At 72.4% G+C, this 18,185-nt stretch carries 19 protein-coding genes; 14 read left to right on the top strand and 5 right to left on the bottom strand.

What is annotated here, in order from left to right:
• Window positions 1-35: 35 nt before the first annotated feature.
• The 3 genes from tsf to frr all read left to right on the top strand — a co-directional run bounded on the left by tsf (window position 36) and on the right by frr (window position 2,434).
• Window positions 36-863, top strand: coding sequence for a translation elongation factor Ts (gene tsf / locus M2302_RS16260; RefSeq protein WP_280838748.1), 828 nt, complete (start codon window positions 36-38; stop codon window positions 861-863).
• Between the two features lie 161 nt (window positions 864-1,024).
• Window positions 1,025-1,792, top strand: coding sequence for a UMP kinase (gene pyrH / locus M2302_RS16255; protein ID WP_280838747.1), 768 nt, complete (start codon window positions 1,025-1,027; stop codon window positions 1,790-1,792).
• Window positions 1,793-1,876: 84 nt separating this feature from the next.
• Window positions 1,877-2,434, top strand: coding sequence for a ribosome recycling factor (gene frr / locus M2302_RS16250; RefSeq protein ID WP_280838746.1), 558 nt, complete (start codon window positions 1,877-1,879; stop codon window positions 2,432-2,434).
• 76 nt (window positions 2,435-2,510) lie between these two features.
• Here frr and M2302_RS16245 read toward each other — a convergent pair whose 3' ends face one another.
• A complete protein-coding gene (locus M2302_RS16245; RefSeq protein ID WP_280838745.1) occupies window positions 2,511-2,762 on the bottom strand; it encodes a hypothetical protein in 252 nt (83 codons plus the stop codon).
• Between the two features lie 141 nt (window positions 2,763-2,903).
• Between M2302_RS16245 and M2302_RS16240 the strand changes: the two genes are divergently transcribed.
• From M2302_RS16240 to M2302_RS16230, 3 genes are all read left to right on the top strand, one after another.
• A complete protein-coding gene (locus tag M2302_RS16240; RefSeq protein WP_280838744.1) occupies window positions 2,904-4,202 on the top strand; it encodes a phosphatidate cytidylyltransferase in 1,299 nt (432 codons plus the stop codon).
• A 104-nt stretch (window positions 4,203-4,306) separates the two neighbouring features.
• On the top strand, window positions 4,307-5,458 hold the full coding sequence (gene rlmN, locus M2302_RS16235; RefSeq protein ID WP_280838743.1) for a 23S rRNA (adenine(2503)-C(2))-methyltransferase RlmN: 1,152 nt from the start codon (window positions 4,307-4,309) through the stop codon (window positions 5,456-5,458).
• 20 nt (window positions 5,459-5,478) lie between these two features.
• Window positions 5,479-6,552 carry a DivIVA domain-containing protein gene (locus tag M2302_RS16230; RefSeq protein ID WP_280838742.1) on the top strand — a complete coding sequence of 358 codons (1,074 nt, stop codon included), beginning with the start codon at window positions 5,479-5,481 and terminating at the stop codon, window positions 6,550-6,552.
• A 130-nt stretch (window positions 6,553-6,682) separates the two neighbouring features.
• Here M2302_RS16230 and M2302_RS16225 read toward each other — a convergent pair whose 3' ends face one another.
• On the bottom strand, window positions 6,683-6,904 hold the full coding sequence (locus M2302_RS16225) for a DUF2631 domain-containing protein (protein ID WP_154943497.1): 222 nt from the start codon (window positions 6,902-6,904) through the stop codon (window positions 6,683-6,685).
• Window positions 6,905-7,071: 167 nt separating this feature from the next.
• Here M2302_RS16225 and M2302_RS16220 point away from each other — a divergent pair, with 167 nt between their 5' ends.
• Both M2302_RS16220 and M2302_RS16215 read left to right on the top strand, forming a co-directional pair.
• The gene (locus M2302_RS16220; RefSeq protein WP_280838741.1) at window positions 7,072-8,652 is read left to right on the top strand and encodes a Rieske 2Fe-2S domain-containing protein; all 1,581 of its coding nucleotides are present in this window, start codon (window positions 7,072-7,074) and stop codon (window positions 8,650-8,652) included.
• Between the two features lie 109 nt (window positions 8,653-8,761).
• Window positions 8,762-9,409 (top strand): TMEM175 family protein, encoded by a 648-nt coding sequence (locus tag M2302_RS16215; protein ID WP_280838846.1) that lies wholly within the window; start codon window positions 8,762-8,764, stop codon window positions 9,407-9,409.
• Here M2302_RS16215 and M2302_RS16210 read toward each other — a convergent pair.
• Both M2302_RS16210 and M2302_RS16205 read right to left on the bottom strand, forming a co-directional pair.
• On the bottom strand, window positions 9,390-10,991 hold the full coding sequence (locus M2302_RS16210; RefSeq protein WP_280838740.1) for an NAD(P)/FAD-dependent oxidoreductase: 1,602 nt from the start codon (window positions 10,989-10,991) through the stop codon (window positions 9,390-9,392). The two genes, M2302_RS16215 and M2302_RS16210, sit on opposite strands and share 20 nt — an antisense overlap.
• 59 nt (window positions 10,992-11,050) lie before the next feature.
• A complete protein-coding gene (locus M2302_RS16205) occupies window positions 11,051-11,881 on the bottom strand; it encodes a YhjD/YihY/BrkB family envelope integrity protein (protein ID WP_280838739.1) in 831 nt (276 codons plus the stop codon).
• A gap of 51 nt (window positions 11,882-11,932) precedes the next feature.
• Here M2302_RS16205 and M2302_RS16200 point away from each other — a divergent pair, with 51 nt between their 5' ends.
• The 6 genes from M2302_RS16200 (at window position 11,933) to ispG (ending at window position 17,303) form a co-directional block, all read left to right on the top strand.
• Window positions 11,933-12,478 carry a GNAT family N-acetyltransferase gene (locus M2302_RS16200; RefSeq protein ID WP_280838738.1) on the top strand — a complete coding sequence of 182 codons (546 nt, stop codon included), beginning with the start codon at window positions 11,933-11,935 and terminating at the stop codon, window positions 12,476-12,478.
• 50 nt (window positions 12,479-12,528) lie between these two features.
• On the top strand, window positions 12,529-13,038 hold the full coding sequence (locus M2302_RS16195; RefSeq protein WP_280838737.1) for a YcxB family protein: 510 nt from the start codon (window positions 12,529-12,531) through the stop codon (window positions 13,036-13,038).
• Between the two features lie 181 nt (window positions 13,039-13,219).
• On the top strand, window positions 13,220-13,675 hold the full coding sequence (locus M2302_RS16190) for a DUF397 domain-containing protein (protein ID WP_348529425.1): 456 nt from the start codon (window positions 13,220-13,222) through the stop codon (window positions 13,673-13,675).
• Window positions 13,672-14,883, top strand: coding sequence for a 1-deoxy-D-xylulose-5-phosphate reductoisomerase (gene dxr, locus M2302_RS16185; RefSeq protein WP_280838736.1), 1,212 nt, complete (start codon window positions 13,672-13,674; stop codon window positions 14,881-14,883). The genes M2302_RS16190 and dxr overlap by 4 nt, the downstream gene beginning before the upstream one ends.
• Window positions 14,883-16,121, top strand: a complete 1,239-nt coding sequence (locus tag M2302_RS16180) for a site-2 protease family protein (protein ID WP_280838735.1) — start codon at window positions 14,883-14,885, stop codon at window positions 16,119-16,121. Before dxr ends, M2302_RS16180 begins: the two co-directional genes overlap by 1 nt.
• A gap of 9 nt (window positions 16,122-16,130) precedes the next feature.
• Window positions 16,131-17,303, top strand: a complete 1,173-nt coding sequence (ispG, locus tag M2302_RS16175; RefSeq protein WP_280838734.1) for a flavodoxin-dependent (E)-4-hydroxy-3-methylbut-2-enyl-diphosphate synthase — start codon at window positions 16,131-16,133, stop codon at window positions 17,301-17,303.
• Window positions 17,304-17,403: 100 nt separating this feature from the next.
• Here ispG and M2302_RS16170 read toward each other — a convergent pair whose 3' ends face one another.
• Window positions 17,404-18,090: a helix-turn-helix domain-containing protein gene (locus M2302_RS16170; protein ID WP_280838733.1), complete on the bottom strand. Its 687-nt coding sequence runs from the start codon at window positions 18,088-18,090 to the stop codon at window positions 17,404-17,406.
• Window positions 18,091-18,185 lie beyond the last annotated feature (95 nt).

Here is an 18,185-nt window from a genome sequence, read left to right as displayed (position 1 = left end):
TCCCACCCCGCAGTTCCGACATCGAAGAGAGAGCCATGTCCAACTTCACCGCCGCGGACGTCAAGAAGCTCCGCGACCTCACCGGCGCCGGCATGATGGACTGCAAGAAGGCGCTGACCGAGGCCGAGGGCGACTTCGACAAGGCCGTCGAGATCCTGCGTGTCAAGGGCGCCAAGGACGTGGGCAAGCGGGCCGGCCGTACCGCCGCCAACGGCCTGATCGCCCACTCCGGCAAGGCCCTGCTGGAGCTCAACTGCGAGACCGACTTCGTCGCCAAGACCGAGGCGTTCGTCGCCCTGGCCCAGCAGCTGGTCGAGCACGGCGAGCGCAGCGGCGCCAGCAACGCCGAGGAGCTGCTCGCCTCCGAGCTGGACGGCAAGACCGTCGCCGACCTGGTCCAGGAGCAGTCCGCCAAGATCGGCGAGAAGCTGGTGCTCAACCGCTTCGCCAAGCTGGACGGCAACGTCGCGGTCTACCTGCACCGCAAGAGCCAGGACCTGCCGCCGGCCGTCGGCGTGCTGGTGGAGTACGCCGGCCAGACCGACGAGGCCGGTGACGCCGACGCGCGCGGCGCCGCCATGCAGATCGCCGCCATGCGGCCGAAGTACCTCACCCGGGACGAGGTGCCGGCCGAGGTCGTCGAGTCCGAGCGGCGCATCGCCGAGCAGACCGCCCGCGAGGAGAACAAGCCCGAGGCGGCGCTGCCGAAGATCGTCGAGGGTCGGGTCAACGCCTTCTTCAAGGACTACGTCCTCGTCGAGCAGGCGTCGGTGGCCGACAACAAGAAGACCGTGAAGCAGGTGCTGGCCGAGGCCGGCATCGAGGTGACCCGCTTCCTGCGGTTCGAGGTCGGCCAGGCCTGAGCCGCCGGATCGGGCGTGACGCGCCCGAGGGCAGGGAACGTCGACGAGGAGGCCGCCGGTGTACGTGACAGGCACCGCGGCCTCCTCGTCACATAGGGTCGGCAACGGCAGTTGCGGGGTACATGGCGTGCAGGACGTGCGCGCGGGGAAGGGCGGGGCGGATGACGCAGGTTGTGAGTGACCGGAGCCTGGAAGCGGACGACCCGACGGCGCCGCCGCCCGGGCGGGCCCGCCGGGTGGTGCTGAAGCTCTCCGGCGAGGTCTTCGGCGGCGGGTCGATCGGCGTCGACCCGGACGTCGTCCAGGCCATCGCCCGGCAGATCGCCACCGTGGTCCGCCGCGGCGTGCAGGTCTCCGTGGTGGTCGGCGGCGGCAACTTCTTCCGCGGCGCCGAGCTGCAGAAGCGCGGCATGGACCGGGCCCGGGCCGACTACATGGGCATGCTCGGCACCGTGATGAACTGCCTCGCCCTCCAGGACTTCCTGGAGAAGGAGGGCATCGAGACCCGCGTGCAGAGCGCGATCACGATGGCCCAGGTCGCCGAGCCGTACATCCCGCTGCGCGCCATCCGGCACCTGGAGAAGGGCCGCGTGGTCATCTTCGGCGCGGGCGCCGGCATGCCGTACTTCTCCACCGACACCGTCGCCGCCCAGCGTGCGCTGGAGATCCGCGCCGACGTGGTGCTGATGAGCAAGAACGGCGTCGACGGCGTCTACACCGCCGACCCCCGGATCGACCCCTCCGCCAGCAAGTTCGACTCGATCACCTTCTCCGAGGTGCTGCGCCGCAACCTGCGGGTGGCCGACGCCGCCGCGTTCAGCCTCTGCATGGAGAACGGCCTGCCGATGCTGGTCTTCGGCGCCCAGGGCGACGACACGATCATTCGCGCCGTCGGCGGCGACAAGATCGGTACCCTGATCACCGCCTGAACTCCCCCGGCCGACCGTCTCGGCGGTCCTCCGACGGACAGCAGCAGAGCCCACCACGAGTAACAGAAGGAGGCGAGGAGACCGGTGATCGACGACACCCTCCTCGAGGCCGAAGAGAAGATGGACCGTGCCATCGAGCACGCCAAGGAAGAGTTCGGCGCCATCCGCACCGGCCGCGCCAACGCCGCCATGTTCTCCAAGGTCGTCATCGACTACTACGGCACCCCCACCCCGCTGCCCCAGATGGCCTCCATCGGGGTTCCCGAGCCGCGCATGGTGATCATCAAGCCGTACGACAACTCGCAGATCAACGCCATGGAGAAGGCGATCCGCGACTCCGACCTCGGCGTGAACCCGAACAACGAGGGCAACCAGCTGCGCATCCTGCTCCCCCAGATGACCGAGGAGCGCCGCCGCGAGATGATCAAGGTGGCCCGGCACAAGGGTGAGGAGGCCAAGGTGGCCATCCGCAACATCCGCCGCAAGGGCAAGGAAGAGCTGGACCGGCTCGTCAAGGACGGCGAGGTCGGCGAGGACGAGGGCCGCCGCGCCGAGAAGGAGCTCGACGACCTGACCCAGCGGTACGTCGCCAGCGTCGACGAGCTGGTCAAGCACAAGGAAGCCGAGCTGCTCGAGGTGTAGCCGCCCGGACGGGACGCCCCGTCCCGGACGCCATCGAGGCCCGCTCCCCGCAACCGGGGAGCGGGCCTCGCCTCGTTCAGCGCGGGATCCGCACGCTCCGGGTCGTCTCGGTCAGCGTCGTCCCCTGGTACGCGTCGTGCAGCTCGAACCGCACGACGGCCCGCCCCGGGTGCAGGACCGGGTCGGCCCGGTAGCAGCTCATCGAGAGGCTCGTGGTGCCGCCGTCGCAGGTGATCTCGTCGGCGCCGTACCGTGCCTGTACCTTGCTGCCGGTGGCCGGCTGGCCTCGTCCGCCGCCCCCGGCCGCCCGGTGCAGTAGGCTCGGCACGATTCCCGGCCACCGCGCGGTGAACGGCGGGAATCGGCCGGCCGTCGGGCCGGTCAACCGGACGGAACAGTCACGCGTGTAGGGGATGGCCTTGGTCTTGCGGCATGTGGTGGAACTCGTACCGTTCCCGCTCGGTGCGTGATGTCCCACCCCGACCCCTACGGCGGCGCCGAGCCTCGCGGCTGGGACCGCCCCGAACGCCCGCCCGCGCTGCCCTGGCCGGAGCATGACGTCGAGCCCACCGGCCCGTGGAACCGGCAGTCCGGCGCCGACCTGTACGCCGGGCCGCAGGCCCGCCCCCGGCCGACCGCCCGCCGGTACGACGAGCCCGCCCTCGACCCGTACGACGGGCACGGCGACCCGTACGACCGCCACGACGTCGACCGCTACGGCGCCTATGACGACGGGTACGACCGGCGCGGTCCCGGGCGCCCGCCGCGCGACGACGAGATGCCCACCTCCTCGCTCCCGCCGGTCCGCGACGACGACATGCCGACCTCCCAGTTCCCCCCGGTGCGGGAGGCCGCCGAGCCGGAGCGCGACCCGCAGCGGCCCCCGGGCCGGCGGCAGCCCGGCCGGCGCCGGGCCAGCGCGGACCGGCCGGCGACCGGGCAGCCGGCGGCCAGCCGGGCCGGCCGCAACCTGCCGGCCGCGATCGGCGTGGGCCTCGGGCTCGGCGCGCTGATCCTGATCCCGCTCTTCTTCTACCTGCCGGCGTTCCTCGCCGTGGTGGCCGGCGCGATCGGCGTGGGCATCTGGGAGATGGCCCGGGCGGTACGCCGCAGCGGCGCCCATCCACCGCTGGTGCCGCTGATCGCCGGCGGCGTGCTGATGATCGGGCTGGCCTGGTACGCCGGGCCGGACGCGCTCAGCCTGGGTCTGCTGGTCACCGTGCTGGGCACGATGATCTGGCGGCTCGGTGACGGCCCGGGCGGCTTCCAGCGGGACCTCACCGCGGCCACCCTGATCGCGGTCTACGTGCCGTTCCTCGGCGGCTTCGCGGCACTGCTCGCGGCGGCGCCCGACGATGGCCACCTGCGGGTGCTGGCGACCCTGGTCGCCGTGGTGCTCTCCGACACCGGCGGGTACGCGGCGGGCGTGTCCTTCGGCAAGCACCCGATGGCCCCCTCGATCAGCCCGAAGAAGTCCTGGGAGGGCTTCTCCGGGTCGGTCTCGGCGGCGGCGGTCGGCAGCGCCGTGCTGCTCTGGCTGCTCTTCGACCTGGCGCCGTGGTGGGGTGCGCTCTTCGGGGTCGCGGTCTCCGTCGCGGCGGTCCTCGGCGACCTCGGCGAGTCCATGATCAAGCGTGACCTGGGCGTGAAGGACATGAGCAACCTGCTGCCCGGGCACGGCGGCCTGATGGACCGGCTCGACTCGATCCTCTTCGCCGTCCCCACCGCGTACCTGCTGCTGGCGGTCTTCGTGCCGGTGGTGGGCTGAGGCATGAATCACGTCCGGCAGACCGTGTCCCCCGCCCGGTGGGGGTCGATTCGGCACCTCCGGACGGGTGTGTTCCCCGGCCGGCGTGACAGACTGGACCGGCCATGACGAGCCTGCCTGTGATCCCCGTAGACCCCGACGCCCCCGGGCGCCGGCCCGCGATGCCGCCCCGCCACCTCGCCGACCTGGACCTGCCGGGCCGGCAGGCGCTGGTGACCGAGCTGGGCGAGCCGGCCTTCCGTGCGAAGCAGGTCTCCAACCACTACTTCGGCCGGCTGGTGCGCGACCCGGAGCTGATGACCGACCTGCCGGCGGCCACCCGGGAGCGGCTGGCCGGGGCGCTGCTGCCGACCCTGCTCAACCCGGTCCGCGAGCTGGCCTGCGACGACGGCGCCACCCGCAAGGCGCTCTGGCGGCTGCACGACGGCTCGCTGGTGGAGAGCGTGCTGATGGGCTACCCGGACCGGGTCACCGTCTGCATCTCCAGCCAGGCCGGCTGCGGCATGGCGTGCCCGTTCTGCGCCACCGGCCAGGCCGGGCTGACCCGCAACCTGTCCACGGCCGAGATCGTCGACCAGGCGGTCTACCTCGCCGGCGTCGCGGCCTCGGGCGCGGTGGCCGGGTCGCCGCCGCGGCTGTCGCACGTCGTCTTCATGGGCATGGGCGAGCCGCTGGCGAACTACAACCGGGTGGTGGCGGCGATCCGTCGGCTGGTCGCGCCGGCCCCCGAGGGGCTGGGCCTGTCGCAGCGGCACATCACCGTTTCCACGGTCGGCCTGGTTCCGGCCATCCGCCGACTGGCCAGCGAAGACCTCTCAGTGACCCTTGCGCTGTCGCTGCACGCGCCCGATGATGATCTGCGCGACGAACTCGTGCCGGTCAACCAGCGCTGGAAGGTAGCCGAGGTGCTGGACGCAGCGTGGGACTACGTGGCCCGGACGGGGCGCCGCGTGTCGATCGAGTACGCGATGATCAAGGACGTGAACGACCAGCCGTGGCGGGCGGACCTGCTCGGGCGGCTGTTGGCCGGCAAGCTGGCCCACGTGAACCTCATCCCGCTCAACCCGACACCCGGCAGCCGGTGGGACGCGAGCGCGAAGCCGGTCGAGCGCGAGTTCGTCCGGCGACTCCGCGAGGCCGGGGTGTCCACGACGGTGCGGGACACCCGGGGGCGCGAGATCGACGGCGCGTGCGGGCAGTTGGCTGCCGCCGAGGACAGGGACACCGATGCGCCGCGCGGGCGTGACCGGGCGTAGCGACGAGACCAGGAGACATAGTGGCGAGTCAGGGTCAGCGTTTCCGGCGTAAGGCGCTCCGCCGGGGATACAAGGTCGACGAGGTGGACGCCTTCCTGGACCGGGTCGAGGCGACACTCGCCGGCCAGCCGGTCGGCGCGCCCGTGGCCTCCCAGGAGGTCCACGACGTCGTCTTCCGGGTCCGCTTCAACGGCTACGACGAGTGGCAGGTCGACCTGCACCTGGACCGGGTCGAGCGGCAGCTGGCCGAGCTGGAGGAGCGCGGCGGCCTCGGCGGTCGCGGCGCCGACCCGCGGGGCGCCGACCCCCGTCTCGGACCGCCCATGCGCGACGACCACCGCGGCCTGTCCCCGGTGCCGCAGCCGCTCCCGCCGCGTGCCATGCCGGCGCAGGCCGGCCCGCAGGGCTACGGCAACCGGTACGACGAGCCCACCGGCGCCTTCGCCGGCGGGTACGACGCCCCCCGGGGCGGCTACGACGCGCCGCGCGGTCCGGGTGGTCCCGGCGGCCCGGGTGGGCCGATGGGTCCGGGCGGCCCGGGTGGGCCGGGTGGGCACGGCGGTCCGCCGCAGCGCGGCCTGCCCCCGGGTTCGGGTGGCTACGGCGCCCCGGAGGAGCCGCGGTTCGACGGTTTCGAGGCGGGCCGGCACGGCCGGGCCGACATGACCGCCGAGATCCGGATGCCGGAGCGGGACCAGCGCGACATGCGCGGGCGCGGCCCGGCCGGCCCGCCGATGCCGCCGCAGGCGCTCGGTGGCCCGCCGATGGGCGGCCCGCCGCCGATGGCCGGTCCGCCCGTGGGCGGCCCGCCGATGGTGGGCCCGCCGATGGCCGGTCCGCCCGGCAGCGACCTCTACCGGGTCGACCAGATCCGGCGTAGCTTCCAGGTGCGTCGCTTCGGCAGCGGATACGACCCGGACCAGGTGGACCGGTTCTTCGAGACGCTGCTCGGCGGCATGCAGGGCCGCAACCCGATGCCGGTGAACCCGAAGGACCTGGACACCCTGCGCTTCGGGCTGGTGCCGGGCGGCTACTTCGAGGCCGAGGTCGACGCCGCGCTCAAGGACGTGCAGGACATCCTCTTCGGCCGCTGACCGCGCGAGGGGGACCGCCGCGACGAGACAGCAGCGACGGGACCGGAGCGACGGGGACCGACGTGACGAAAGGGCCCACCCCCGAGGGGGTGGGCCCTTCACGCGTTCGTGGTCCGGCGCGGCGGTCGGGTCAGGAGCGCAGGCCGTTGCGGCGCAGCACGGCGTCGCCGATGACGATCGCCAGCAGCAGCACGGCCAGGCCGACCAGCCAGATGTCCTCGACCCTGCCCTCGTGGTTGCCGCACAGCATCGCCAGCAGCGCCAACGCGGAGAGCACCGCGCCGATCCGTCCGGACCTGCGGTGCCCGGGCTTGTGCTGATCTGGCGCGGTTACCGGCTCGCTTCCTGCCACTGTCGGTCCTTCCCTCGCGATCGGATCTCCGGTTAGTCTGGCACGCCCCGCGGCGGGCCCGGCGCAGGGTCCGGCCTGATGGGGGTACGGCGTCGCGGGTCGGCGACCACACCGCCTCCGGTAGCGTTCTGACGTACACCTTGATTGTCGTTTTGAGGGGGACTGCGGTGCGAGTGACCGGTACGGGACATGCCAGCATGCGGATCGACACGGCCGCGGGCAGCATCCTGTGCGACCCGTGGGTCAATCCCGCCTACTTCGCCTCGTGGTTCCCCTTCCCGGACAACTCCCAGCTCGACTGGGCGGCGCTCGGCGACGTCGACTACCTGTACGTCTCGCACCTGCACCGGGACCACTTCGACGCCGCCCACCTCAAGCGGTACGTCTCGAAGGATGCCACCGTGCTCCTCCCCGAGTTCCCCACCTCGGAGATGGAGGACGAGCTGCGGGCGCTCGGCTTCACGAAGTTCCTCAAGGCCCCGAACGAGCAGGTCGTGGAGCTCGACGGCGGCCTGAAGATCATGATCCAGGCGCTGACCAGCCCGACCGACGGCCCGATCGGTGACTCCTCGCTCTGGGTGGAGTACGACGGGGTCCGGCTGCTGAACCAGAACGACGCCCGCCCGACCGACCTGAGCGTCTTCGCCGAGCTGGGCCACGTGCACGCGCACCTGCTCCAGTTCTCCGGCGCGATCTGGTACCCGATGGTCTACGAGCTGCCGCAGGCGGCCAAGACCGCGTTCGGCAAGCAGAAGCGCGACCGGCAGTTCGACCGCACCTGGCGCTACATCGACGACCTCAAGGCCGACCACGTCTTCCCGATCGCCGGCCCGCCGTGCTTCCTGGACGACGCGCTGTGGCAGTTCAACGACATCCACGGCGACGAGGGCAACATCTTCCCCGACCAGTCGGTCTTCCTGGCCGAGTACGCCAAGGTGGGCGGCACCAACGGCATCGTGCTGCTGCCGGGCAGCGTCGCCGAGGTGACCACGGAGGGCGCGAGCACCACCCACCCGGTGCCGGTGGAGGAGTTCTTCGCGAACAAGACCGCGCACCTGGAGGAGATGCGGGAGCGCAAGCGCCCGATCATCGAGGCGGAGAAGGCGTCCTGGCGGCACCCCGAGGTGGACGTGCTCGGCGAGATGAAGCGCCGCATCGAGCCGCTGCTGGACGAGTCGATCTACCTGGCCAAGGGGGTCGGCGGCCCGGTCCGCTTCGACCTGGTCGGCTACGACGGCGAGAGCGTCGAGTCGATCGTGGTGGACTTCCCGGGCAAGGAGGTCCGCCCGTACGCGGACGAGAAGGTGCGCTACCGGTTCCGTACCGAGCGGGCGCTGATCGAGCACCTGCTGCACATCGAAGAGGTGGACTGGGTCAACTCCCTCTTCCTCTCCTGCCGCTTCTCGGCGGCCCGGATCGGCCAGTACAACGAGTTCGTCTACGCCTTCTTCAAGTGCCTCTCCGAGGAGCGCCTCCAGTACGCCGAGGGCTGGTACGACGAGCACGAGCGGGCCGTCGACGCGGAGGACATCACCATCGGCGACTGGGTGGTGCAGCGCCGCTGCCCGCACCTGAAGGCCGACCTGAGCCGGTTCGGCATCGTCGACGGCGACCAGCTCACCTGCCAGCTGCACGGCTGGAAGTTCGACATGCCCAGCGGCCGCTGCCTGACCAGCGTCGGCCACAAGATCCGCGCCCACCGCGCCGACGAGCAGACCCCCGCCCCCGCCGGGGAGGCGCTCACCTAGCGGTTTCCCCGCGCCCGCCGCCCCCGCCGGGTGACCATCAGGTCGGAAGGGGGGCGGCGTGGCCGACGGCGCGGGCAGGAGCGGGTACCGGTTCAGGCGTGACCGGGAGATGGGCCGGGACGCCTCCCGGGTGGAGACGTTCAGCGACGGCGTCTTCGCGGTCGTGCTGACGGTGATGGCCGTCGAACTGCTCCAGTATGGTCCGGCGAGGGTCGGCGGGAGGGAGCTTCCCGACGCCCTCGCCCACGCCTGGCCGTCCTACCTGGCGTACGTGATCACCTTCGTGATCGCCGGCCAGATCTGGCTCGGCCATCACAACATGTGGCGGTACGTGGTCCGGGTCGACCAGCTGCTGCTGGTGTTCAACCTGCTCGTGCTGCTCTTCGTGGCCGCCATCCCGTTCACCGCCGACCTGCTGTCGGACAACCTGCGCGGCAGTGCGACCGAGCAGCGGCTGACCGCCGCCCTTTACCTCGGCACCGTGCTCGGCGAGTCGCTCTTCTTCAACCTGAGCTGGTGGTGGGCTCGGAGGCGGCGGCTGCTCCACCCCGACCTGGATCCCGAACTGGCCCGGGCGGTCTCGCGGCGATTGCTGCTGCGCCCGCTGCTCTACCTGATCGCCTTCGCCTTCGTCTTCGTCGACCCGATCCTCAGCCTCGTCCTCTACCTGCTGCTCGCTGGTCTCTCCCTCATCCGCCGCCCCGGCGATCTGCCCCCCGCCGAGGCCGGCGGTGAGGTCAGCGACCGAGGTCGCTGAGGATGCGGCGGGCGGCGTTGTGGCCGGCGGCGCCGATCACGCTGCCCGCCGGGTGGCAGCCGGCGCTGCCCGCGTAGACGCCGTCGACGCCGGTCGCGTACGGCATGCGGTCGGTGAACGAGACGGTGTTGTCCACGTGGTGGATGTGCCCGCCGGTGATGCCGAAGTGCGCCTCGATGCCGGGCGGGGGCAGCGGCACCGCGTCGGCGATCAGGTCGCCGGCGCCGGGGGCGTACCGCTCGCAGATGGCGATCAGCTTCTCGACGTACCCGGGCATGGCCTCGTCCCAGGTGGTGCCGGCCAGCTCGTAGGGGACCGACTGCACGAACAGGGCCGAGGAGTGGTGGCCGGCCTCGTCGGAGAGCGACGGGTCGACGGTGGTGTGCAGGTACCACTCGATGGTCGGCTCCTCGGGCAGCCGGCCGGCCTGCACGTCCGCCCACATCGCGCGCAGCGCGGCCATCGGCGCCTCGCCGCCCCCGCCGACCAGCGAGGCCGAGCCGGGGAGCAGGTGGATGGTGGAGCCGAACGGGCTCGGCGCCCCCGCCGGCAGGCAGGCGAAGCGGGGCAGCCCGGTCAGCGCCAGGTTCAGCTTCAGGGTGGTGCCGGGGCGGCGGACCGCCGTCATCCGCTGGTGCAGCGGCGCCGGGAGCGCGCCGTCGGGCAGCAGGTCCATCAGCCGGTACGGGTCGCAGGCGCCGAGCACCACGGGGGCGGCGACGTGCCGGCCGTCGGCGAGGGTCACCCCGCTGGCCGCGCCGCCGTCCAGGGTCACCCCGGTCACCGGCGTACCCGTGCGGATGGTGGCTCCGGCGGCGCGGGCGGCCTCCGCGAAGGTCCGCGAGACGGTGCCCATGCCGCCCCGGGCGATCATCCAGGTGCCGTCGGCGCCCGGCAGCCGGCACATGTTGTGCACCAGGAAGTTGTGCCCGGTACCGGGGTCGTCCGGGCCGGCGTTGAGGCCGGAGAGGCCGTCGGTGACCGCGTACATGCTGACCAGCAGCTCGGAGCGGAAGTCGAAGCGGGCCAGGTGGTCGGCGACCGAGCCGCGCACCAGGTCGACGAAGACCTGCCGCAGCGCCGGCCGGACGTACCGCTCGGCGGTCTCCTCCACCGGCAGCGGCTCGGCCAGCCAGGCCGGCGCCAGGTCCTCGCGCAGCTGGGCCAGTTCGGCCTGCAAGGCGTCGTCGGCGGCCGCGTCGGCGGGGGAGAAGAACTCCGCGAGCTGCTTGCGGGTCGCCGCGGTGTCGCTGCCGAAGAGCAGGTACGGCGAGCCGATGCCGCCCGGCGTGGGCAGGAAGTAGTGCGGGTCGCGGCGCAGCACCGGGATCCGCACGTCGAGCGTGGCGAGCAGCTCCGGTGGCATCAGCCCGAGCAGGTACGACCCGGTGGAGTGGCGCAGCCCGGGGACCTTGGGGAACGGGTTCTCGGTGCGGGTGGCCCCGCCGATCTCCTCCGCCGCTTCCAGCACCAGCACGTCCAGCCCGGCCCGGGCCAGCAGGACGGCCGAGACCAGCCCGTTGTGCCCGGATCCGACGATCACGACGTCGGCGCGGGCCGGCAGCTCACTCGCTTCGCTCATGCCCGGGCAGCCTAGTGCGGCGCGGCCCCCGGCGGGAGGGCTTCAGCGGCCGGAGGGTTTCAGCGGCGCTGGGCGCGCCAGCGGCTCAGGGCCAGGGTGGCGGAGTAGCCGGCCAGCACGATCACGTGGAACAGGTAGAGCCAGAGCAGCACCGCGACGCCCGCGCCGATCTCGTCGAAGCCGCCGAAGGGCGCCCCCAGGTCGATCGGGAGCGAGGCGAACAGCACGAACCCGTGCAGGAAGCCGGAGAGGTTCGCCGCGGTGAACGAGCCGACGGCGAGGGTGGAGAGCCAGTCCGGGGAGGCCGGTCCGACCACCCGGAACACCCACATCACCACCGGGGTGAGCACCAGCCACACCCCCAGGAACGACAGCACCACGCCGAGCGCGCCGACCCAGCCGCCCTGGCTGACCAGGTGGGTGGTGGTGGGCAGGGCGATCAGGATCGACAGCAGCAGCGCCGGGGCCGGGGCGAGCAGTGGCAGCAGCAGCAGCCGACCGCGCCAGCCCACCAGCGCCTCGTCCGGGTTCGGCGGCGTGGCGACCGAGACGAACGCCCGACGGAGCCCCTCGCCGTAGAGCGACGCCGGCAGCAGGGAGGCCAGCGCGAGCAGCGGGGTCAACTCCACCCCGGCCGCGACCAGCGCCTCCACCGCCCGGGGCGCCCCGATCGCGTCCGGCAGCGTGTTCACCGCGTACGAGGTGAGCCGGCGGACCCGCTCCCCGCCTGCGAGCAGCGAGGTCAGCCAGATCGCCAGCAGCGCCACCGGCACCACGGCGATCCCCCCGTAGAAGGTGATCGCGGCGGCGTGCAGCGAGATGTCCCGGCCGCGTACCGGCCGGAAGGCGGCGCTGATGATCCGCTTCGTGCGCTGCCATGCGTGGCCCATCGCGATCTCCTTCCCCCTCCCGGGCCGGGGCACGCATTACGATCGCGCCTCATGACGGTGCTCACCACGGAACGCCTGGTGCTGCGGGACTGGACCGACGCCCCGGCGGACCTGGATCGGATCTTCGACATCTACTCGCGTACCGAGATCACCCGTTGGCTGGCCGTGTCCGGCCTGCCGCTGACCGACCCGGGCCAGGCCCTGGACCGGCTGGCCATCTGGCGGAAACGGCACGCCGGCCAGGGCGGCCGGTACGGCACCTGGGCGATGGAGGTCCGGGACACCGGCCGGGTCGCCGGCACTCTGATCCTCAAGCCGCTGCCGGGGGCGGACGGCGTGACGGAGACCGACGACATCGAGGTGGGCTGGCACCTGCATCCGGACTCCTGGAGGCACGGGTACGCCACCGAGGCGGCCCGCGCGGTGCTGGCCCGCGAGTTCGCCGCCGGCACCCCGCAGGTGTACGCGGTGATCCCGCCCGGCAACCACCCGTCGATGGCGGTGGCCCGCCGGCTCGGCATGGTCCACCTGGGCCGGCGCACCGACTGGTACGGCGGCGAGGTGCTGGAAACCTTCGTTCGCCGGGCCGACGCCTGACGCCTGCCGGGACAGCGGAGAACGCCGCACGGGCCGTATCGTCCTCCGCCGTGATGATCAGTTTCGAGACGCAGCCGGACCGGCGGCGGCTCACCGCCGCCCTGCGCCGCGCCTACCGGCACACGCTGCTGCTGTACTGGCTCTGCCCGGTCGTGCTGCTCCTGCCGGCCCTGGTCGCCGTGCTCCTCGGAGATCCCCTGGAGGCGCTGCCCTGGGTCGCCGCCGCGGTGACCGCCGCGGTGCTGTCGCCGCTGGTCCTGCGGGCGCTGGTCCGGGCCAGCTGGAAGATGCACGGCATCCCGATCACCTGGACGATCTCCGACGAGGGCGTGCGCGGCGCGAACGCCCTCTCCGACAGCGTCGTGCGCTGGGAGGCGCTGACCGGGGTGGAGCCCATCCCCGGCCAGTTGCTGTTCCGGCTCAGCCGGTACCAGGTGTTCCCGGTCCCGATCGACGGTCTGAGCGTCGAACAGCAGGCCGAGCTGTACTCCTACCTGCGCGGCCGGAACCTACTCACCGCCGATCCGGTCGAGCCGAGGCCGCAGGCCGTCCGGCGGTAGGTCGCCCCCGCCGGACCGTCACGGAGCGTAGTGCCCACCCACCGGACATGCTGGTGAGCGATATACCTGAGAGGCATATTTATGCCTCTCAGGTATATCGCTCACCAGGCACAGGTCGTCCTCGCCGCGACACGCCGGGGGACGGCGCTGGCTGGGGCCGGAGCTGCTGTTCCGGCGGGTCGTGCGGCACTGCTGGCGGCTGTACGACCGCCCCACCTCCCGGCAGATCGACGCGACCGGGGTGCGCCGGATCACCGAGCTGGCCGACTCGGCTGGTCCGCTGGGAGCGCGCGACAGCACGGACCGGCAGGGCCGGGCGCTGACCTTCCCGCTCGCAGCGTGGACCGCCTTCGCCCACGTCGTCGCGACCGACGGCCTCACCGCCATCCGCCGTCCGCCGTCCGCCGACCGTCGGCACCCGTGGCCCGGTGAGTGGCCGTCGCTCCGCCGACCTGGGATGACGCACCGGTTGTGCGTCGGCGGCGGGTGGGGGCAGCGCGACTGGGCTGGGCGCCAGCAGACTGTCCGCCGAGGGGTGAGCCCGGATGGCCCAGGCCGCTTTCGCGCCCGAGCCGACGCCGCCGGGCTGAGGCTCCCAGCGGGCGCACAGCGACGCCGGGGCAGAATGGCCGCGTGACAACTCCCCGCGACCTCGTTCTGCTCGGCTCCACCGGCTCGGTCGGTACCCAGGCCATCGACATCGTGCGGCGCAACCCGGACCGGTTCCGGGTGGTGGCGCTCGGGGCCGGCGGCGGCAATGTCGAGCTGCTCGCCGCGCAGGCCTTGGAGCTGGGCGTGGACGCGGTCGGGGTGGCGAAGTCGTCCGCCGCGCAGGATCTCCAGCTCGCCTTCTACGCCGAGGCGAGCCGGCGCGGCTGGGCCACCGGGGACTTCCGGCTGCCGAAGATCGTCGCCGGCCCGGACGCCATGACCGAGCTGGCGCAGTGGCCCTGCGACGTCGTACTCAACGGGGTGGTGGGGTCGTTGGGGCTGGCGCCGACCCTGGCGGCGCTGCGCGCCGGCCGTACCCTCGCCCTGGCCAACAAGGAGTCGCTGGTGGCCGGCGGCCCGCTGGTGAAGGCCGCGGTGACGCGGCCGGGGCAGATCGTGCCGGTGGACTCGGAGCACTCGGCGCTGGCGCAGTGCCTACGCGGCGGGGCCCGCGGCGAGGTGCGCAGGCTGGTCGTCACCGCCAGCGGCGGGCCGTTCCGCGGCCGGCGGCGCGACGAGCTGACCGAGGTGACACCCGCGCAGGCCCTGGCCCACCCCACCTGGAACATGGGCCCGGTCGTCACGATCAACTCCGCCACCATGGTCAACAAGGCGCTGGAGGTGATCGAGGCGCACGAGCTGTTCGACGTGCCCTACGCCGACATCACCGTGATGGTCCACCCGCAGTCGGTGATCCACTCGATGGTCGAGTTCGTCGACGGCTCCACCCTCGCCCAGGCCAGCCCGCCGGACATGCGGCTGCCGATCGCCCTCGGCCTCGGCTGGCCGGACCGGGTGGCCGACGCCGCCGCCGCGGTCGACTGGACCACCGCGCACACCTGGGAGTTCGCCCCGCTGGACGACGAGGCGTTCCCGGCGGTCGCCCTGGCCAAGGCCGCCGGCGAGACCGGCCGCTGCCGCCCGGCGATCTACAACGCGGCGAACGAGGAGTGCGTCGCCGCCTTCGTCGCCGGCCGGCTGCCCTTCCTCGGCATCGTCGACACCCTGCGCCGGGTGTTGGAGGAGGCACCCGATTTCGGCGAACCAGGTACCGTCGAGGACGTGCTCGCGGCCGAGTCGTGGGCACGCGCGCACGCGCAGGAGATCATCTCGGGGTCGGGGAAGGAAGCTTGATGCTCTATCTGCTCGGGGTGGTCGCGATCGCCCTGGGGATTCTCATCTCGGTGAGCCTGCACGAGGCGGGTCACATGCTGACCGCCAAGGCGTTCGGGATGAAGGTCACCCGCTACTTCGTCGGCTTCGGCCCGACCCTCTGGTCCTTCCGCCGCGGTGAGACCGAGTACGGCATCAAGGCCATCCCGCTCGGCGGCTTCTGCAAGATCGTCGGGATGACGCCGCAGGACGACGACGTCGAGCCGGGCGACGAGCACCGGGCGATGTGGCGCTACCCGGTCTGGAAGCGGACGATCGTGATGTCCGCCGGCTCGGTGACCCACTTCGCGCTCGCGATCGTCGCCATCTGGCTCGTCGCGATGTTCGTGGGGATGCCGAACAGGGACCTGCCCAACCCGCTGCCGGCGCACGTCAAGGTCGTGGACTGCGTCATCCCGACCGACGCCCAGCGCGAGTGCGCCCCCGGCGATCCGGTCAGCCCTGCCAGGCAGGCCGGGCTGCGCGACGACGACAAGATCCTCGCGGTGAACGGGACGCCGGTGGCCGACTACACCGAGCTGGTCAAGAAGGTCCGCGACCTGCCCCCGGGCAAGGCCACCATCCGCTACGAGCGCGACGGCGTGCAGGACGACGCCCAGGTGACGCTGGCCGCCGTGCAGCGCAAGCCGCTGGACGACCCGAACGGCGCCCCGAAGACCGTCTCCGCCCTCGGCGTCGCCGGCCCGTCCCTGCCGCCGGGCGTCCCGGCCACCGTCACGTACGGCCCGGTCGAGGCAATCCCGGCCACCGCCGGCTACACCAAGGACCTCGCCGTCGGCACCTACGAGGCGATGAAGCGGATCCCGGAGAAGGTGCCCGCCCTCTGGACCGCCGTCACCGGCGGCGAGCGGGACAAGGACACCCCGATCAGCGTGGTCGGCGCCAGCCGGCTCGGCGGCGAGGCGTTGGCGAACGGCTTCTGGCAGATGCTGCCCTTCCTGTTCATCTCGCTGAACTTCTTCGTCGGCGTGTTCAACCTGCTGCCGCTGCTGCCCCTGGACGGCGGCCACATCGCCATCGCCTGGTTCGAACGGGTCCGCTCCTGGCTGTACGCCCGGATCGGCCGCCGTGACCCGGGCCGGGTGGACTACATGAAGCTCATGCCGCTCACGTACGCGGTGATCCTGGTCGGTGGCGCGTTCACGCTGCTGACCGTGACCGCGGACGTCGTCAATCCGATCACGCTCTTCTCAAGGTGAGTGCCTGAAGTGACCGCTGTCAGTCTCGGTATGCCCGCCGTGCCGCCCCCGCCGCTCGCCCCCCGTCGGGTCAGCCGCCAGATCATGGTCGGCTCGGTGCCGGTCGGTGGCGGTGCGCCGGTCTCGGTGCAGTCGATGACCACCACCCTCACCTCCGACGTCAACGCCACCCTTCAGCAGATCGCCGAGCTGACCGCGTCCGGCTGCCAGATCGTCCGGGTCGCCGTGCCCAGCCAGGACGACGTCGAGGCGCTGCCGGCGATCGCGCGCAAGTCGCAGATCCCGGTGATCGCCGACATCCACTTCCAGCCGAAGTACGTCTTCGCCGCGATCGACGCCGGCTGCGCCGCCGTCCGGGTCAACCCGGGCAACATCCGGCAGTTCGACGACAAGGTCAAGGAGATCGCCAAGGCGGCCGGCGCGGCCGGCGTGCCGATCCGGATCGGCGTGAACGCCGGCTCGCTGGACAAGCGGCTGCTCGCCAAGTACGGCAAGGCCACCGCCGAGGCGCTGGTCGAGTCGGCGCTCTGGGAGTGCTCGCTCTTCGAGGAGCACGGGTTCCGGGACATCAAGATCTCGGTCAAGCACAACGACCCGGTGGTCATGATCCGGGCGTACCGGCAGCTCGCCGAGCAGTGCGACTACCCGCTGCACCTGGGCGTCACCGAGGCCGGCCCGGCGTTCCAGGGCACCATCAAGTCGGCGGTCGCCTTCGGCGCGCTGCTGGCCGAGGGGATCGGCGACACCATCCGGGTCTCGCTCTCCGCGCCGCCGGTCGAGGAGATCAAGGTCGGCAACCAGATCCTGGAGTCGCTGGGGCTGCGCGAGCGGGGCCTGGAGATCGTCTCCTGCCCGTCCTGCGGCCGGGCCCAGGTCGACGTCTACAAGCTGGCCGAGGAGGTCACCGCCGGCCTGGAAGGGCTGCCGGTGCCGCTGCGGGTCGCCGTGATGGGCTGCGTGGTGAACGGCCCGGGTGAGGCCCGCGAGGCCGACCTCGGCGTCGCCTCCGGCAACGGCAAGGGCCAGATCTTCGTCAAGGGCCAGGTCATCAAGACCGTGCCCGAGGGGCAGATCGTGGAGACGCTGATCGAGGAGGCGCTCCGCCTCGCCGACGAGATGGGCGCCGAGATCCCCGAGGAACTCCGCGACCTGGTCCCCGGCGCCACCGTCACCGTCCACTGACCGACGGAGTCGGCACGCGGGTGCGGCCGTCCCCGCGGGGACAGCCGCACCCGCCCTTCCCGGGCCGTACCGGCGGGCACGGTGGGGCCCTGGGTCGCGGTCAGGCCGTCGGCGTCGGTCTGGGTACGGCGGCGAATCCGGGCAGCGTGAACCACCGGGGCAGGGCCCGTCGGAGCGCTTCGGGGCCGGACACCGCCACCGCGCCGCCGCGAAGCGCCTCCGGCCAGCTGAGGTCGCCTCGCCAGACCCCCACCATGCCGCGCAGGCTCGCGGTCACCGTCACGGTCACGCCGTGGCCGGGATCCACATCGCAGACGTCGGCCTCCTCGCTGGTGATGACGAGCCACCAGTCACGAAGGGCGGCCGGCACGTCACGGAAGCGGAACTGGATGACGGTCCGCCCGTGCGGGACGGCGCTGTGATCGACGTTGCGGTGCATGTCCCACAGCAGCAGCTTCGGGTCCAGGTCCTCGTCCCCGAGTTCACCGATCCAGCGGACCCCCCACGCGCCGAGTGCTTCGAGCACCGGCCGCAGCTCCTGCCCGGCCTGGGTGGGGACGTACCGTACGTCGTTGCCGTCAGTGTGCCGCTCCACGACGCCGGCCCGGACGAGTTGGTGCAGCCGCCGGGACAGCAGGGTGGGTGACATCCGCGGCAGGCCGCGGCGCAGTTCGTTGAACCGCTGGGATCCGCTCACCAGCTCCCGGACGACGAGCAGCGTCCACCGCTCGTCGAGGAGTTCCATGGCCTTCGCGACCGGACAGAACTGCTGGTAGGAGGTCCCCATGGCTGCAGGCTATGCCGCCTGCGCAACCGGGATCAGGACCGGCCGGCCGCCGGTACAGATCTCGTACTAGTTCGCCGGTCTTCCGCTGCCTAGCG

Source organism: Micromonospora sp. A200, from assembly GCF_029893845.1.
Classification (GTDB): domain Bacteria; phylum Actinomycetota; class Actinomycetes; order Mycobacteriales; family Micromonosporaceae; genus Micromonospora; species Micromonospora purpureochromogenes.
Note: the sequence above shows the minus strand (reverse complement) of the source record. Positions and strands in the feature narration are given on the sequence as shown.